The 14,107-nt window shown below is 73.2% G+C and carries 16 protein-coding genes and 2 pseudogenes; 15 read left to right on the forward strand and 3 right to left on the reverse strand.

Annotated elements, in window-relative coordinates:
- Nucleotides 1-95: 95 nt before the first annotated feature.
- A complete protein-coding gene (locus MW084_RS05155) occupies nt 96-536 on the reverse strand; it encodes a helix-turn-helix domain-containing protein (RefSeq protein WP_010474161.1) in 441 nt (146 codons plus the stop codon).
- A 200-nt stretch (nt 537-736) separates the two neighbouring features.
- Here MW084_RS05155 and MW084_RS05160 point away from each other — a divergent pair, with 200 nt between their 5' ends.
- The 4 genes and pseudogenes from MW084_RS05160 (at nt 737) to MW084_RS05170 (ending at nt 2,569) form a co-directional block, all read left to right on the forward strand.
- Nucleotides 737-1,024, forward strand: coding sequence for a WhiB family transcriptional regulator (locus tag MW084_RS05160; protein ID WP_078572038.1), 288 nt, complete (start codon nt 737-739; stop codon nt 1,022-1,024).
- Nucleotides 1,025-1,329: 305 nt separating this feature from the next.
- A pseudogene (locus MW084_RS24470) lies at nt 1,330-1,630 on the forward strand (hypothetical protein); the annotation flags it as partial.
- 1 nt (nt 1,631) lies between these two features.
- Nucleotides 1,632-2,268, forward strand: a pseudogene (locus MW084_RS05165) (hypothetical protein); the annotation flags it as partial.
- Between the two features lie 103 nt (nt 2,269-2,371).
- The gene (locus MW084_RS05170) at nt 2,372-2,569 is read left to right on the forward strand and encodes a hypothetical protein (protein ID WP_010474164.1); all 198 of its coding nucleotides are present in this window, start codon (nt 2,372-2,374) and stop codon (nt 2,567-2,569) included.
- Between the two features lie 88 nt (nt 2,570-2,657).
- Here MW084_RS05170 and MW084_RS05175 read toward each other — a convergent pair whose 3' ends face one another.
- A complete protein-coding gene (locus MW084_RS05175; RefSeq protein ID WP_255114666.1) occupies nt 2,658-2,939 on the reverse strand; it encodes a hypothetical protein in 282 nt (93 codons plus the stop codon).
- 368 nt (nt 2,940-3,307) lie between these two features.
- Between MW084_RS05175 and MW084_RS05180 the strand changes: the two genes are divergently transcribed.
- The 4 genes from MW084_RS05180 (at nt 3,308) to MW084_RS05195 (ending at nt 5,386) form a co-directional block, all read left to right on the forward strand.
- Complete coding sequence (locus tag MW084_RS05180) at nt 3,308-3,715, forward strand: hypothetical protein (RefSeq protein WP_010474166.1); 408 nt, start codon at nt 3,308-3,310, stop codon at nt 3,713-3,715.
- 251 nt (nt 3,716-3,966) lie between these two features.
- Nucleotides 3,967-4,581 (forward strand): phage tail tube protein, encoded by a 615-nt coding sequence (locus MW084_RS05185; RefSeq protein ID WP_010474167.1) that lies wholly within the window; start codon nt 3,967-3,969, stop codon nt 4,579-4,581.
- A 95-nt stretch (nt 4,582-4,676) separates the two neighbouring features.
- Complete coding sequence (locus MW084_RS05190; protein ID WP_010474168.1) at nt 4,677-4,967, forward strand: hypothetical protein; 291 nt, start codon at nt 4,677-4,679, stop codon at nt 4,965-4,967.
- A 65-nt stretch (nt 4,968-5,032) separates the two neighbouring features.
- Nucleotides 5,033-5,386: a hypothetical protein gene (locus MW084_RS05195; protein ID WP_010474169.1), complete on the forward strand. Its 354-nt coding sequence runs from the start codon at nt 5,033-5,035 to the stop codon at nt 5,384-5,386.
- Nucleotides 5,387-5,930: 544 nt separating this feature from the next.
- Here the strand turns inward: MW084_RS05195 and MW084_RS05200 are convergent.
- Nucleotides 5,931-6,359, reverse strand: a complete 429-nt coding sequence (locus MW084_RS05200; RefSeq protein WP_275563492.1) for a hypothetical protein — start codon at nt 6,357-6,359, stop codon at nt 5,931-5,933.
- A 71-nt stretch (nt 6,360-6,430) separates the two neighbouring features.
- On the opposite strand from MW084_RS05200, the gene MW084_RS05205 reads away from it, so the two are divergent.
- From MW084_RS05205 to MW084_RS05235, 7 genes are all read left to right on the forward strand, one after another.
- On the forward strand, nt 6,431-7,297 hold the full coding sequence (locus tag MW084_RS05205; RefSeq protein ID WP_010474172.1) for a hypothetical protein: 867 nt from the start codon (nt 6,431-6,433) through the stop codon (nt 7,295-7,297).
- 20 nt (nt 7,298-7,317) lie between these two features.
- The gene (locus MW084_RS05210; RefSeq protein ID WP_010474174.1) at nt 7,318-8,517 is read left to right on the forward strand and encodes a phage tail tape measure protein; all 1,200 of its coding nucleotides are present in this window, start codon (nt 7,318-7,320) and stop codon (nt 8,515-8,517) included.
- Complete coding sequence (locus MW084_RS05215; RefSeq protein ID WP_275563493.1) at nt 8,514-9,800, forward strand: phage tail tape measure protein; 1,287 nt, start codon at nt 8,514-8,516, stop codon at nt 9,798-9,800. Before MW084_RS05210 ends, MW084_RS05215 begins: the two co-directional genes overlap by 4 nt.
- A gap of 124 nt (nt 9,801-9,924) precedes the next feature.
- A complete protein-coding gene (locus MW084_RS05220; protein WP_010470526.1) occupies nt 9,925-10,860 on the forward strand; it encodes a phage distal tail protein in 936 nt (311 codons plus the stop codon).
- A gap of 78 nt (nt 10,861-10,938) precedes the next feature.
- Entirely contained in the window at nt 10,939-12,141 is a 1,203-nt protein-coding gene (locus MW084_RS05225) for a hypothetical protein (protein WP_010470527.1), read from the forward strand.
- Between the two features lie 8 nt (nt 12,142-12,149).
- The gene (locus MW084_RS05230) at nt 12,150-13,256 is read left to right on the forward strand and encodes a hypothetical protein (protein WP_010470528.1); all 1,107 of its coding nucleotides are present in this window, start codon (nt 12,150-12,152) and stop codon (nt 13,254-13,256) included.
- A gap of 3 nt (nt 13,257-13,259) precedes the next feature.
- Complete coding sequence (locus MW084_RS05235; protein ID WP_010470529.1) at nt 13,260-13,976, forward strand: hypothetical protein; 717 nt, start codon at nt 13,260-13,262, stop codon at nt 13,974-13,976.
- Nucleotides 13,977-14,107: the final 131 nt, after the last annotated feature.

Genomic DNA, 14,107 nt, shown 5'->3' on the forward strand with positions numbered 1-14,107 from the left:
GCGCGGCCGCGGTGCCGGGGTCCCGCCCGGCCGCNGGGCGCGGCGGAGCGCGAGCCGCGCCCCCCTGGGGCCGGGCGGCGGACCGTCCGGCGGGTTCACTCCTCGGCGGGCGGCGTCCGGCGCTCCGGGGCGGCCGGCAGGAACTGGCCGGCCACCTTCATGAACATCTCGCGCTGCTCCGGCGGTACGCCCAGCCCGGCGGCGGCCTCCTCCAGCGTCAGGCGACGGCCCTCCCCGGCGGTCCGCGACGGCGCTCCGGCGGCCTGCGGCAGCGGGAGGTCGTCCTCCGTGAGCCGGCCGGATCTGATCAGCATGTCGCGCACCGGCACGTCCAGGACGCGCGCGAGGCGGCGGGTCGTCTCCAGGTCCGGCATGCTCTGGCGCTGCAGCAGCCGGGTGATGGCCGCGCGGTGGACGCCGGCCTCGTCCGCGAGGCGGGACTTCCCGCCGCCGCGGGGGCTGTCGATGTCGAAGCCGCGGCGGCGGATCAACTCCTCGATCCAGGCGGCGAACTGTTCCAGGTCATCGGCGGTCATGGTGTGGGGTCGCCTCCCTCCGAAGCGACGCTCAGACTATCGCGCTTGCGCGCAAGGAATTACGTGCCTCCACGCGCGCACCGTTTCGATTCCGGAGAACCCCCGCTCGATGCGAGTTGCGAGCGAGCCCGCAACATGCGATCGTGCGTACTCGCAACATTCTCGCCGGGCCCTCACCCCCACCGCGACCAGGAGGCCGCATGCCGTCCGCACCCTCCCCACCCCTCCCGGAGGTCCTCGAGTTCTTCGGCTGGCGCGCTGCGGCCGCCTGCTCCGGGCTCCCTCCGCAGTCCGTGTTCGCCCGCCGGGAAGCAGAGGCGCGACCTGCGCTGACGGCATGCGAGCGGTGCCCGGTGGTACGCCGCTGCCTGGAAGCCGTGGCACCTGCGGAGAACTGGTTCGACGGCGTCAGCGGGGGGCGCCTGTGGCGCAACGGTCGGCCGGTTCCGCTCCGCCACCGCGACGGCGGTGCCTCCGACGCCGCCTGAGGGACGTTGCGCCCTCGCACACCGCTTCGCCACGCGTGCGGGACGGCTCGCCCGATCGACCGGGTGCACCGGACGTACGGCGCCTACGCCGAGCCGCTCGGGCACCGGACTCCGGGGGCGTACCCCGAGGGTGTACGGCCGCCCGGACGCCTCGGCTCCGGCACCGCCCGTCGACCTCCGCGGCCCCTCCCGATTCCGGCACCACGCGGACCGCCCGTCCGCACCGAGGCCCGCCCGTCCGCACCGGCGCGGACGCCGCCCCGCCCCCTCCCGCGCTCACGCCGCGCCGCCGCGCCAGGCCCCTCATTTGGCGCCCGTCCCGTCACCGGACCTCCGGGCCTTTCCGGGGCTCTCGCCCTCCCGGCCCGTGCGGCGCCCCTGTACCGCTTCGCCGGGCGGCGGTCCTCCCCGGTGGAAGCCGCCGGCCTCCGCCCGCCCGGCACCCCGCACCGCATCGCACCGCACCGCACCACGTCACCTCTGGGAGGCACTCCATGGCCGAACCGACATCCACCGCGCGCACCGTCCGGGACGCGGCCCTCTGGATCGAGGCGCTGCTGAAGCAGTTCCCCGAACTGCTGGGCGAGCTGGCTCCCGGCCGCCCCTNCCCCGGCGCCGCCCCCGAGCGGCGGACCCCCTCGCCCGAGGCCGCACAGCGCGTCCGCGAGGAGCGGCTGGACGCCCTGCTGGTGGAGAAGCGGCACGGGCTCGCCGTGCCCGGGTACTCCGCCGCACCCCTGCGCCTCCACGTCTCCGACGCCGTACGCGACATCACCGACGGAGTCGTCGAACTGGACGAAGCCGTCCACGACAAGCTGGGGCTCGGCCGCCCCCGCCGCGCGCAGGTGCCTCAGCGGCTGGTCAGGATCGCCGGGCTGCTCGGGCGGATCGCCGACCACCCCCCGCTCGCCGCCCACGTGCGGGACGAGTCCCGCCGGATGGCACGCCGTTGCGCACGCGTGCTGGGCGACTCGGAGTCGATGGTCCGGGTACGGGGCCGCTGCCCCTGGTGCGACTCGGTGTCGCTGCGCGCCTTCCCCGCCCGCCGGGCGGTGCTCTGCGTGAACCCGGCGTGCCGGTGCGACGCCCCGGAGTGCGACTGCCGTACGGACCCGGCGTACCGGCACGTCTGGCACGAGGACGGGTGGGAGGCCCTGGTGGGCGCCGGCGGGGCGGACCGGGCCGAGATCGACTCGTCCATGGACGAGTCGGCGGAGGCGTGGACCGGCCCCCGGGCCCGGTGACGGCGCCGCCCCCGCACGTCCTGCCCGGCGCACCGGCCGGCCCGCTCCCGGCGAGGAGCCCCCGTACGCCCCCCGTATGACCGACCACCGAAGGAGACCGCACATGACCATCGCCGCCGGCACGTTGATCGACAGCGACCTCGCCGCGGCGGAGGCCGGTGTCGTACCGGCCACCATCCGCAAGTGGGTGCAGCTCGGGCACCTGGTACCGGCCGGGCGGCGGGGCCGGGCGCTCCTCTACCGGCTGGAGGACGTGTTCGCGGCCGAGCGCGCGGCGCGGCGAAAGGGCTCGGCGCGCTGACGGCGGCGGTGCGCGAGACGGCAGCGGACGGGAGAGGCGGTCACCCCATGGGGTGACCGCCTCTCCCGTCCGCCGTACCGGTCCCGGATCAGGCGTCGTTCCCGTCACGGCACGCGGGGAGCGCCTGCGCGTCGTCGGGTTCGGGGTGCGCCCTGCCTAAGTGGGCGACGGCCTCCTGCCAGCCGCTGGCGAACCCGTGCGTCTCGGCCTCGTCGGAGATCCGCGCACCGATCTTCCCGACCATCGCGGTGAGGGCTCTCGCCGTCTCGGCCGTGTAGGTCCCGGACTCCCCCGCCTCGGCGGCCACCTCCACGGCTGCCGCCACCACTTCCGTCAGCCGTCCCCGAGCACTGTCGGCACTGCTGGCCACACGCACCTGCCCTTCCCCGTTCGCGCGACGGGCTGCCCTCTGCCTTCACCGGCGTTATTCGAATGTGCGTTTGATTTCAGAGGGTACGCCCACCGCGGCGCCGCGGACCACCTGAAACGCGCCTCATCTGAGCGGCCACGCACGAACAAGTTGCGCTCTCGCACGATCTCAATCACTATAAGTGCAGCGGCGGAGCTGTGCCCGCATCCCTCCAGGGCACCGCTCCGCCGCTCTCGCGTCCGGGCGGCGCGCCCGCGGGCCCCGCGCACCGGACGGCAGGCGCCCCGGCCGCCATCGGAGCGCCGTGCGCGCCCCGGCCCGCCGCCCGGACGCCGTCAGCCCCGTACGAGAAGGAGTGATCCCCCGTCATGAGCTCAGCACCGAGCACCTTCCCCGATGTGGAGGCCATCGTCGTGGACCTCCTCTCCGACCGGCCGGAACTGGCGGGGGCGGTCGTCGACGAGACGCCGCCGCCCGGCTTCGACGGCACGCAGCGGGCCGTGATCGTCTCCCGTCGCGGCGGTGCCTGGATCGACGACCTCCACGTCGACCAGCCGCTGATCGAGCTGGAGGCGTACGGCCCTGACAAGACGACCGCGCACGTCCTGGCCAACGCGGCCCGCGCGGTACTGCTCCGGAGCGCCGGCACCGTCTTCGGCACCTCGGTCGTCACCGACGTCGCCGAGGCCGACGGACCCCGCTGGCTGCCCGACTACGTCTACACCGCCGCGAACCGCTACCTCTGCGTGATCCGGCTCTCCGTCCGTACGGACTGACCCTCCCCGCCCGCATCGGCGGTCGTACGGACCGGCCTCCCCGCCCGCACCCGCGGGTCGTGCGGACCGGCCGCGTGGGCGCCGGTCCCCGGTCCCGGACCGGCCGGCCGCGGTGACCGCGCCCCGCACCCGTGCCGGCCGGCGTACCGCCGCCCGTACCCCACAGACCAGGCCCCGTCACTCCCGGCGGGGCCTTTGCCGTACCCACGGCAACCCCACCGCACCACCCGATTCCCTCCAAGGAGCACACCATGGCAGGCAACTCCGCTTCCGAGATCCGCGTCGCCGGTACCGGACGGGTCCTGGTCGCCCCTCTGGGCGCCGCCCTCCCGACCGTCTTCTCCGCCAACCCGTCCACCGACTGGGGCAGCGCCTGGGTGGACCTCGGATACACGACGACCGACGGGGTGACCTTCTCCAAGAAGGACAAGCTCGACCCGGTCGAGACGTGGCAGTCCATCAGCCCGGCCCGGTTCGTCTACTCGGACCGCGACCTGACGCTGAAGTTCTCCATGCTCCAGTTCAACGAGGACACGCTGCCGTTCTTCATGGGCGGCAGCAAGACCGACATCGTCTCCGGCGGCACCACCAACCCGGGCGTCTTCACCTTCGACGTCCCGGACGGCCCGACCTTCGACGAGCGGGCCCTCGGCCTGGAGTTCACCGACGGCAAGGACGTGACCTACCGCTTCGTCATCCCGCGCGGCCAGGTCACGGCCACCGACGACATCAAGCTCGCCCGCAAGGCGGCCGCCTCGCTCGGTGTCACCTTCACCGCGCTATCGGCCGGCGACGGGGAGCCGCTGGCCACCTTCGTCATGAAGGACCCGGCGTACGGCACGGCCCCCACCGCCGCCACCGCCTGACCACCGCCCCCGCGCCGGGCGGGAGCCCTCCGCTCCCGCCCGGCGCACGCTCCACCCCTCCACCACGGACCGGTCCCAGAGATACGGAGACCCACATGGCCTCGTTCAACGTCAACGCCGCCCGCGCCCAGCGCCTGGAAGCCCTCGGTCGCGGCTGGTCCTTCGAACTGGACGGCGACACCTTCGAACTGCCCACCGAGCTGTCGCGCACGACGGCCAAGGCTCTGCGCCGGCTCGCCGACGACGACGTGGACGGCCTGCTGAGGCTGCTGCTCGGCGAGGAGCAGTTCGCGCGCTTCGAGAAGCACGAGGTCACGATGCAGGACATCGCCGCGATCCTGAACGCCTACGGCAAGGAGACCGGGCTCGGCCTGGGGGAAGACTGAGCCTCGACGAGTTCGTCACCGAACACGCCGAGGCTCTCGAAGCCGACCTGCTGAGGCACTACGGCGTGGACCTGCTGGACTGGCACCGCGGCCGGCTCACGGCGCGCCGGCTCGCGGTGCTGATCAAGCACATGCCGCGCGACAGCGCCCTGCTGACCGAGACGGACGGCGAGGCGGCCGACTGGTCGACCACTGACTACCTGCTGGCGGCGGTCGTCGACCACCTGGCCGCGGCGAACTGGATGTTCGCGTCCGTCCACTCCGACGAGGACGCCGAACCGCCGGAGCGCCCGGTACCGGTCCCGAGGCCGGGCGACGGGACTACCGGGACGACGGAAGCGCCACGACCGGCCGAGCCCGCACCGGCCCGGGACCCCGAGCCGCCGAGCCCGACGGAACTGGCCCGGTTCTTCAGTTGAAGACCGTGACCAGGAGTACGGCAGTGGTGACGAGAGGCGGCGGCGTCCACTCCACGCACTCGCAACACGACCCATCGCCGGATGATCCAGAAATAGACGGCCAGACCCAGAAACAACGGGACGAAACGCAGCAGTTCCCAGCCCACTTTCCATACCCCTGTTGTCATGGCCGAGTGCGCCACACAATCACAGGCTCTCGCCAGGAACAAGGCGATCGCAACGCGATGGCCACATCCACGATTGAAGAACCGGCGGAATACCTCGCCACGCAGGAAGAGCTCGAAGCTGCCACAGCGAGCAGAGCACGGCAGGACATCAAGCCGGCGGAGCTTGCCGGAGCCACCGAGCCCGGTGGAGCCGGCCCGGTTGTTCAGATGAAGCGCGCCCGGACGCGAAACGACCCGGCACACGGCCACCGGGCGTCGGCCGCGCCGTCACGGTGACACGTCGGCGGTCTTCGCACTCGCGTGCGCGAGTCGCCTCCCGTCCGGGGGCAATCGGGCACCCGAGCGGCAGCCGAAGCGCCGGAACCGACGCAGTCGGATCAGCCGAGGACTGCCCTGAGTACGAAGCCGACGACGGCCAGGGCCACCGCGGCCGCCTGCCAGAGGTAGCCGGACCTCGACGCGGAGGAAGACAGGTAGTGGGCCGACTCCACGGAGGTCGGCTTCTTCGGGTCGAATACGACGGTGAAGGTCCCGCCCACCGCCGGAGCGGGGACGGGGCTGTACACCAACGCCTCACTCACTTTCCGGGTGGGGCTCGGCCGGTAGGTGCAGCTGATCTTTATCACGCTGTAGCCGCCCCTTCGGATTCTCTCGTCACAGACGGCGTCGGTCTCCACGCCCCTCGCTCGCAGCCTGTGGTCCCGTATCTGGTGCGGCACATGCAGCAGGGCCACCACGGCCACGAAACAGCACATCAGCCAGACGAGGGTTGCCGGATCCGAAACACCACTTGCAGCCAGATACACGCGACCCCCCAGCGCTAGAGCACAAGACAGGATCCGAAGTCTACAACCGACGCCAGCACGGGAGGCCACAGGTGCCCGAGGATTTCATAACAAAGGTCGAGCTGACTGAGGCTCTGGCCACGCACGGCATCGACGGCGCGACCAAAGACGTCACCACGTCTGCCGAGGTCGACGCGAAGATCAAGGCAGCGCTGGACGCCCAGAAGGCGCCCGAGCCCGCAAAGCCGGCCGAGCCCCCCAAGAAGGAGGAAACCGAGCCCCCCAAGAAGAAGGAAGAAGAGGAGCTGATAAACGACTGGAAGTGGTGGGTTCCCACAGAACTCAACCTGGTCAAGAGTGAGTTCACGGCATTCAAGGCTGAATGGGTCCCGATCCTCCTCACTTTGCCCGCCGTCTTCAGTCTCGACGAGTTCCTCAAGGAAAAGTACAACCTGGAGTACCGCAAAGGCGTTCTCCGCAGGAAGCGGCCGACGGAGACCACCAACGAGGATCCGCCGCCACCCGCCGATCCCGCGAACCCGGACGAGCAGCCCAGTGATCCGCGCGGTGGCGGGACACCTCCCGGCGGTGGTACGCCAGACGACCCGGAACCCCGCCGGACCGCGCCGGACGACCCCGAGCCGCGCCGGACCACGCCAGACGACCCGGCGCGGTCTCGGCCCGGTGGTTCCGACGGGCCCGACGGCTCTGACGGCGCCACTCCCCGTGGCCGCGAGCGCCGGCGGGCCCGACGGCGCCGCCAGCGCGAGGAGAACCAGGCTGGCAGCACGGGGGGCGGCCGTACTCCCCCGACGACCCCCCGTCCGCCCTCCGACCCCGTCGCCCCCGTCACGCGGGCGGCCAGCCAGGGCCGGCCCGAGGTCCGGGGGGCCACCGACGACCTCGACGCCCTCCGACGGGGACTGGACGACACTTCCCGCGCCGCCGACGGCGGCTGACACGCAGAAACCGGTGGCTCATGTCTCTCGTACGTTCGCTCGGCAGAGCATCCCACGCACTCAAGGATTTCCAGGCCAAGTCCGCCGCCACCGACCGGGCGATGAGCGGGCTGCGTTCCGGCGCCACGCGCGGCGAGCAGGGCCTCAAGAACATCCGGACCGCCGCGCAGGGCTCCACCCGCGAGCTCGACCGGCTCAAGTCGGCGGCCGACAAGGCGGACCGGTCGCTGGCCAAGGCCGGCAGGACCGGCGTCACCAGCGGAACGCAGGTCGGCCAGTTCAAGAAGGGCGCCGACAACGCGTCGAAGGGGATGAACGGCCTCAACAAGTCCATGCGGGGCAACTTCATCGCCCGGCTCATGGAACTGTTCATGCCGCTCATCGAGAAGGTGGTCGACATGGCCACCCGGTCGAAGACCATGCAGAAGGTCCTCCAGGTCGCCTTCGACGCCGTCAAGAAGGTCATCACCGCCGTCATGAAGGCCGTCGGCCCGATCATGACGGCGGCCGGCAAGCTGATCAGAACGGTCTGGGACGGCATCAGGAAGGCCGTCACGGTCGTCGTGAACGCCGTCTCCCGGGTCGTCTCGACCACGTTCAACGCCATCAAGAAGGTCATCACCACGGTGATGAACGGCGTGAAGGCCGTCGTCTCCAGCGTCTGGAACGGCATCAAGAGCATCATCCTGCCGGTCGTGAACTGGATCAGGGACGTCGTCCCGAGGGCCTTCACCGCCGTCAAGGACAAGCTCTCCAGCATCTGGGGCGGCCTGAAGGACATCGCAGGCCGGGCCTTCGACAAGATCAAGGGCGCGGTGAAGGGCCCCATCAACGCCGTCATCGGCCTGATCAACGGTGCGATCGGCAAACTCAACGGCATCAAGGTCTCGATCCCGAGCTGGGTGCCCCTCGTCGGCGGCAAGACGTTCGGCGTCAGCCTGCCGAGGATCCCCCTGCTCGCCCAGGGCGGCGTGGTCCAGCCCCGCCGCGGCGGCGTCCACGCGATCGTCGCCGAGGCCGGTGAGGCCGAGGCCGTCCTGCCGCTGTCCAAGCTGGACCGGCTGCTGCGCCACACCGCACGGGCCGCCCGCGCCCGGTCGGCCGGTCGGGATGCCGGTGCGGCGCACGGCTTCCGCATCGAGAACTACTACGAGGCGTCCTCCAGTGATCTGCGCGAGACCGCCTCCGCCCTGCTGTTCCTGTCCAAGGCGCGCGGATGAGCACCGCTCAGGCCGCCCAGGTGAACGCGATCATGGTCCACCTCCGGGGCCTCCCCGGAGCGCTGAACTCCTTCCGGAGCCAGGTGCGCGCGGCGACCCGCACGATCGCGGGCGTGCGCGACGGCCTCGGACGGGGCACCACCGCCCTCGACCGCGTCCGCTCCTCCGCCGACTCCGCCGCCGTCCAGGTCCGGCAGGTCAAGGCCCGCGCCGAGTCCTCCGGCCGGGCCCTCGCCAAGGCCGGCCGTACCGCCGCCACCGCCGGAACGCAGATCCGGGGCGGTACGGGCAGGACCGGGAGCGCCGCGGCGCCGCTGAAGTCCCTCGCCTCCGGCGCCGGCTCGTTCGGCGGTGCGGCCGGGCTCCTGGGCAAGGCCACCGGGCCGCTCTCCAGGATCATGAGCGTCCTGGGCACCGGCCTGACCCTCGCCGCCGGCGCCATGACCGCCGTCAACGTCGCCATGCGCGCCAACCCGCTCGGCTTCCTGGCCGGGCTGGTCGTCCCCGTCGTCACGGCGATCACCGCCTACGCCCTGAACACCGAGACCGGCCAGAAGATCGTGAAGCAGGTCTTCGACCACGTGCTGAAGGTCTTCCGGGGGATCGCCACGTTCCTCGGCCCGGTCGTCACCTCCTACGGCACCGTCGTCGGCGCGTACTTCAAGGCCGTGGGGGCCGTCGTGACGACCGTCGCCGGGATCGTCGGCGCCGCCGTCTCCGGGGACTTCGGCAGGGCCGGGGCCGCGGTGTCCCGGGCCACCGGGGCGCTGAGCGACCTGGTCCGCCGGCCCTGGAACGCCTTCAAGGCCGCCGTCCGGCCCGTCCTGGACTGGATCACCCGGAGGATCCCCGACATGTTCACCCGGGTGAGGGACGCCACCTCCGGCACGCTCGGCGGCATCGGCGACTTCGTCTCCACCGGCCTCCAGGCGCTCGCCGGTGTCGTCACCGGCCCCATCAAGGGGCTCATCGCCTTCGCCAACTGGGTGATCGACGGGCTCAACAGCCTCGGCGGCGAGTTCCTCGGCAAGAAGTTCGGCGTCGACCTCGACAAGATCCCGCAGCTCGCGGAGGGCGGCGTCGTCGCCCCCTCGTACGACGGTGCCTCGGCCGTACGCCCCCTGTCCTCGCTCGACCGGCTGCGGCCGGCCGAGGCCGGGCACCGCGTCGACGCCCCCCGCTCCCCGCACCGCGGCCGACTGCACACCTACCGCGAACCGGAGGGCCGCAGCGCCCTCGCGATCGCCGAGGACCTGCTGTTCCTGCACCGGACCGCGGCCTGAGCCCGGCACGACCGCGACGCACCGCCCGAGGAACCCCGCTGGGGCACACCGCCGGGGACCCCCGCTCCCGCACCGGACCGCGACCCGAGGGCGCGGCCTGACGAAAGTGAGGTGACGGCCCGTCATGGCCGAGACCACGACCGCACACCCGGACGAGACCGCACCCGGCTCACTGATCACCCGCGACGGGCAGATCCAGTGGGCCGGACTGCTGATGGGCCCCGGGACGCCGTACCAGATCGACCGTTCCGGCATCACCGGCTGGGACGACCTGCCCACCCTCGACACGGGCGACGTCGCCCGGCCCGACCAGCACGGCGCCTGGCCGGGCGCGGTCTGGGCGCAGCCGCGCCTGGTGACCGCCACCGTCTGGCTGGTCCCGCCCGCCGCGGCGCGGGCCGCCGGCACCAGCGCCGCGTTCCGCGCGGCCACCGGCCCCGAGGGCGGGGAGCGCTGGCTCGCGGTGCGCCTGCACGGCGAGACCCTCGCGGTCCGCGCCCGGGTCAGCCGCCGGGTGATCCCCCAGGACCGCGCGTACGTGCGGCAGGGCCTGGCCAAGGCCGGCCTGCAATGGACGGCGACCGACCCCCGCCGCTTCGGCACCACCGTGCACGAGGGCCGGGCCGTGCTGCCGGTGCCCGAACCCGGCCTGGTGTGGGAGGACGAGGCCGGCAGCGGAGTGGAGTGGCCGCTGAAGTGGGGCGGTGACGCGGGGGACGGCAGCTTCACCGCCGTCAACGAGGGCGACACGGCCGCACACCCGGTGATCGAGTTCCGCGGCCCGGTGCGCCGTCCGACCCTGAGCCGGCTCGGCGACGGCCGCCGGCTCCAGTACGACATCGCACTCGCCGCCGGCGAGGTCCTCACCGTCGACACCGAGGCGGGGACGGTCCGCCTCAACGGCACGGCGTCCCGGCTCTACACGGCGACCCCCACGTCGGTGCCCGAGCAGCTGTTCCGGCTGGAGCCGGGCAGCACGTCGCTCGCCTTCCGCTCCGACGACGCGGCACCCGACCCGCGGGCCTCGGTCACGGTCCGCTGGCGCGACGCCCACTGGTGACCGGCCCCGCGGCCCCGGCCCACCGCCCGGTGACCCCCACGCCCCCGATCCCCGCACCATCCCCTCCAGGAGGACATCATGCCCGTACGCAGCGCATGGCTGATCAACCGCACCACGACCGACTCCGGCCAGACCCGCTCCGACACCCGGCTCGCCCCCATCGGCACCATGGCCCCCAGCGGCGCGCTGACCACCGCCTCCGGTGTCGTCCCGGGGTCCCAGGACGGCCGCTACCTCATGGACTCCCTGTACGTCTACGGCGACACCGCCGGGATGACCGCGAACGTCGCCCCCGGCCGGGCCGTCGTCCAGGGCTCGCCCGCGGCCGGCGCCTACCCGGTCGTCCTGACCGACTACACGCAGATCACCTTCGACGACGGCGACGCGAACAACCCGCGTGTCGACCTCGTCGTACTGCGGGTGTACGACGCCCAGTTCGACCCGGCCTCCGGGCGCACCGAGGCCGTCCTGGAGGTCCTCAAGGGCGCGCCCGCCCCCACCCCGGAGCCGCTGCCCGTGCCGGAGGGCGCCCTCGCCCTGGCCCGCGTCCACGTCCCGGCCGGCGCGTCCGCCGGCACCGGCGGCCTGGACTGGTCCAAGGCCGTCCAGGACCTGCGCCACACCACGGTCGCGGCCGGCGGCATCCTCGCCGAGTCGTGGAACCGCGACAGCAAGGGCGGCTACGCGGGCCAGTACCGCGACAACACCGGTCAGCTCCAGCGCTGGGACGGCACCCGCTGGGTGTCCTACCCGCGGCACATCGGCGGCGTCGCCCCGCAGGGCGCGCTGGCGGCCGGCGAGTACCCGGGGCAGTACCGCGACGAGGGCGGCAGGCTCCAGCGCTGGGACGGCGCCGTGTGGCGGCCGGTCGTCCCGGTCACCGGCTGGGCCTTCAACAACGACGGCGGCTACTGCACCTCCACCACCTGGGTGGAAACCATCACCGAAACCGACAGCCCGTCCATCTCCGCCCAGTTCACCACGCCGGTCTCGGGCATGGTGTTCATCACCGTCGGCTACCTCGGCGACAACCCGGTGGACGGCGCCTGGTCGCAGATGAGCGCGGTCGTCCGGCTGGACGGCGCCGTCGTGCTCCCGGCGGACGACCAGCGGGCGGCGCAGGCGACCGGCAAGGACGCCAACTCCGTGGTGCACACCTTCCGGCTCGCCGGTCTCAGGCCGCACACGGTCTACACGGCCGTCGGCGCGTACCGGTCCTCGGCCACCAGCAACAAGGCGTGGATCGACAACCGGTTCCTCCGCGTCGACCCGGCGCTGTGAGCCGCCCCATGGGCCGAGCCGTCACCACGCCCGTCTACCGGGCGGTCTTCTGCGACCTGCGCACCGACCGGGTCCTCGACGTCCTGCCGCTCACGGAGGCGAGGTTCGACGACTACATCGGCAAGCCCGGCTCCCTGTCGGCGACCGTCCCGCTGCCCGGCCCCGCCCTGGCCGCCCGCGCCAGGGAGGCCCTCCGGCCCGGCCGCACGGCGGTCTGGCTGGAGCGGGACGGGGACGTCTGGTGGGGCGGGGTGCTGTGGACCTGCACCCCGGCCACCGACGAACAGGGCCGGATGACCGTGCAGTTCCAGGCGGGCACCTTCGACTCGTACCTGGACCACCGCATCCTCTCGGCCGACGTGGTGCTCCTCCAGGCCGACCAGTTCGACATCGCCCGCGCCCTGGTGGCGCACGCCCAGGAGCAGGACGGCGGCGACATCGGGATCAGCCTGGGCGCCGAGACATCCGGCGTGCGCCGCGACTTCACGTCCGGCTACACGGCGCTGGCCCGGGTCCGGGAACTGCTCGACAAGGTGGCCCGGCTCGCGGACGGCTTCGAGTGGCGCGTCCACTGCTACCGCGACGGCCAGGGCCGCCGCGTCAAGCGGCTCCAGCTCGGGCACCCGAGGATCGAGTCGAGCCGGGCCGACGTCGTCCTGGACCACCCGGGCTCCGTCCTGTCGTACAGCCTGCCGACGGACGCCACCGTGCAGGCGAACGTCTGGGTGGCCCGCGGCGAGTCGGTCAACACCGACCAGGCCCGGGACTCGCTGCCGCTCACCGCCGCGGCGAGCGAACCGGCCGACCTGGCCGGCGGGTGGCCGCGGCTGGAGCGCACGTCCGACCACAGCGGGGTCACGGACGTGGCCACCCTCCGCTCCCTGGCCGGGGCCGAACTGGCCAGGCAGCGCCGCCCGGAGCTCATCCCCGAGCTGACCGTCGTCCTCGGCGACCGGATCACGCCCGCGCTGCTGGGGGCCCGGATCCGGCTGCGGATCCACGACCTGTGGCACCAGGAGGGGCTCGACACCCACTACCGGATCGTCGGCCTCGCCGTGAACCCGCCGCAGCGCACCCGGCCGGAGACGGCCACCCTCTACCTGGAAGGGGTCTGACCCGTGGCGATCGTCCCCACGGACCTGCTGGACCGCATCCGCGCCCTGGAACGGCAGGTCCGGGAGCTGATGGGCAGCGCGAACACCACGCCCGCCCTGAACCAGATCAACGGCGGCGAGGTCGTCATCGGCGGCGGCGGCCGGTTGCGCGTGCGCGGCGCCGACGGCGAGGACCTGATCCACATGGGCCGGGTCCAGCCGGACCGCGGGCCGGACACCCCGCAGCAGGGCCTGATGGTCCGCCGGGACGACGGGTCGATGGCGCTGACCGTGCGGACCACCGCCCCGGACCGGTTGGAGACCCAGCCGGTGCAGATCTTCGACCGGCGCGGGAACGTCGTCGTCGCCGACGACGCCGCCCAGCGCGGCCTCGCCCGCCCGTACATCCCGTATCCGCTGCCCCGGCCGGTCGACACGGCCCGCTGGGAGTCCACCGGGAACACGGCCTGGACCACGCTCTACAGCGGTCCGGCCATCTCCCAGCACCCGAGGCTGTACGCCCGGATCGCCGTCCAGGGCCCGGCCGGCTCGGAGGTCCGCCTCCTCGTCGACGGGGTCCAGGTGGGTCCCGCCGGCGGTCCCGGTGCGGACCTGGAGTTCCGGGAGCCGCTGGCGGCCGGCTTCAGCGCGACGGTCGTCTTCGAGATCCAGGCGAAGGTCGCGGCGGCGGGCGACACCGTCCGCTGCCGTCCCCTCGCCCTGTACGGCGTCCAGTCCTGACCCCGGGGTCCGGCCGCCCCTCCGGAGGGCCATCCCCTCCCCCGGCGGCACGCCCGTACGCCGCCGGGGGCGGGGGCGGCGGTACTCCGGGCCGGCACCCCGGGCCGGCGGGCGGGACCGCCCGCGCCACC

This window comes from Streptomyces sudanensis, from assembly GCF_023614315.1.
Taxonomy (GTDB): Bacteria; Actinomycetota; Actinomycetes; order Streptomycetales; family Streptomycetaceae; genus Streptomyces; species Streptomyces sudanensis.

What these genes read in the sequence shown, in the direction of transcription:
- MW084_RS05220 (WP_010470526.1), top strand. Translation starts at nt 9,925, where the DNA reads ATGGCCGAGACCACGACCGCACACCCGGACGAGACCGCACCCGGCTCA.
- MW084_RS05170 (WP_010474164.1), top strand. Translation starts at nt 2,372, where the DNA reads ATGACCATCGCCGCCGGCACGTTGATCGACAGCGACCTCGCCGCGGCG.
- MW084_RS05215 (WP_275563493.1), top strand. Translation starts at nt 8,514, where the DNA reads ATGAGCACCGCTCAGGCCGCCCAGGTGAACGCGATCATGGTCCACCTC.
- MW084_RS05160 (WP_078572038.1), top strand. Translation starts at nt 737, where the DNA reads ATGCCGTCCGCACCCTCCCCACCCCTCCCGGAGGTCCTCGAGTTCTTC.
- MW084_RS05225 (WP_010470527.1), top strand. Translation starts at nt 10,939, where the DNA reads ATGCCCGTACGCAGCGCATGGCTGATCAACCGCACCACGACCGACTCC.
- MW084_RS05185 (WP_010474167.1), top strand. Translation starts at nt 3,967, where the DNA reads ATGGCAGGCAACTCCGCTTCCGAGATCCGCGTCGCCGGTACCGGACGG.
- MW084_RS05190 (WP_010474168.1), top strand. Translation starts at nt 4,677, where the DNA reads ATGGCCTCGTTCAACGTCAACGCCGCCCGCGCCCAGCGCCTGGAAGCC.
- MW084_RS05210 (WP_010474174.1), top strand. Translation starts at nt 7,318, where the DNA reads ATGTCTCTCGTACGTTCGCTCGGCAGAGCATCCCACGCACTCAAGGAT.
- MW084_RS05180 (WP_010474166.1), top strand. Translation starts at nt 3,308, where the DNA reads ATGAGCTCAGCACCGAGCACCTTCCCCGATGTGGAGGCCATCGTCGTG.
- MW084_RS05155 (WP_010474161.1), bottom strand. Translation starts at nt 536, where the DNA reads ATGACCGCCGATGACCTGGAACAGTTCGCCGCCTGGATCGAGGAGTTG.
- MW084_RS05230 (WP_010470528.1), top strand. Translation starts at nt 12,150, where the DNA reads ATGGGCCGAGCCGTCACCACGCCCGTCTACCGGGCGGTCTTCTGCGAC.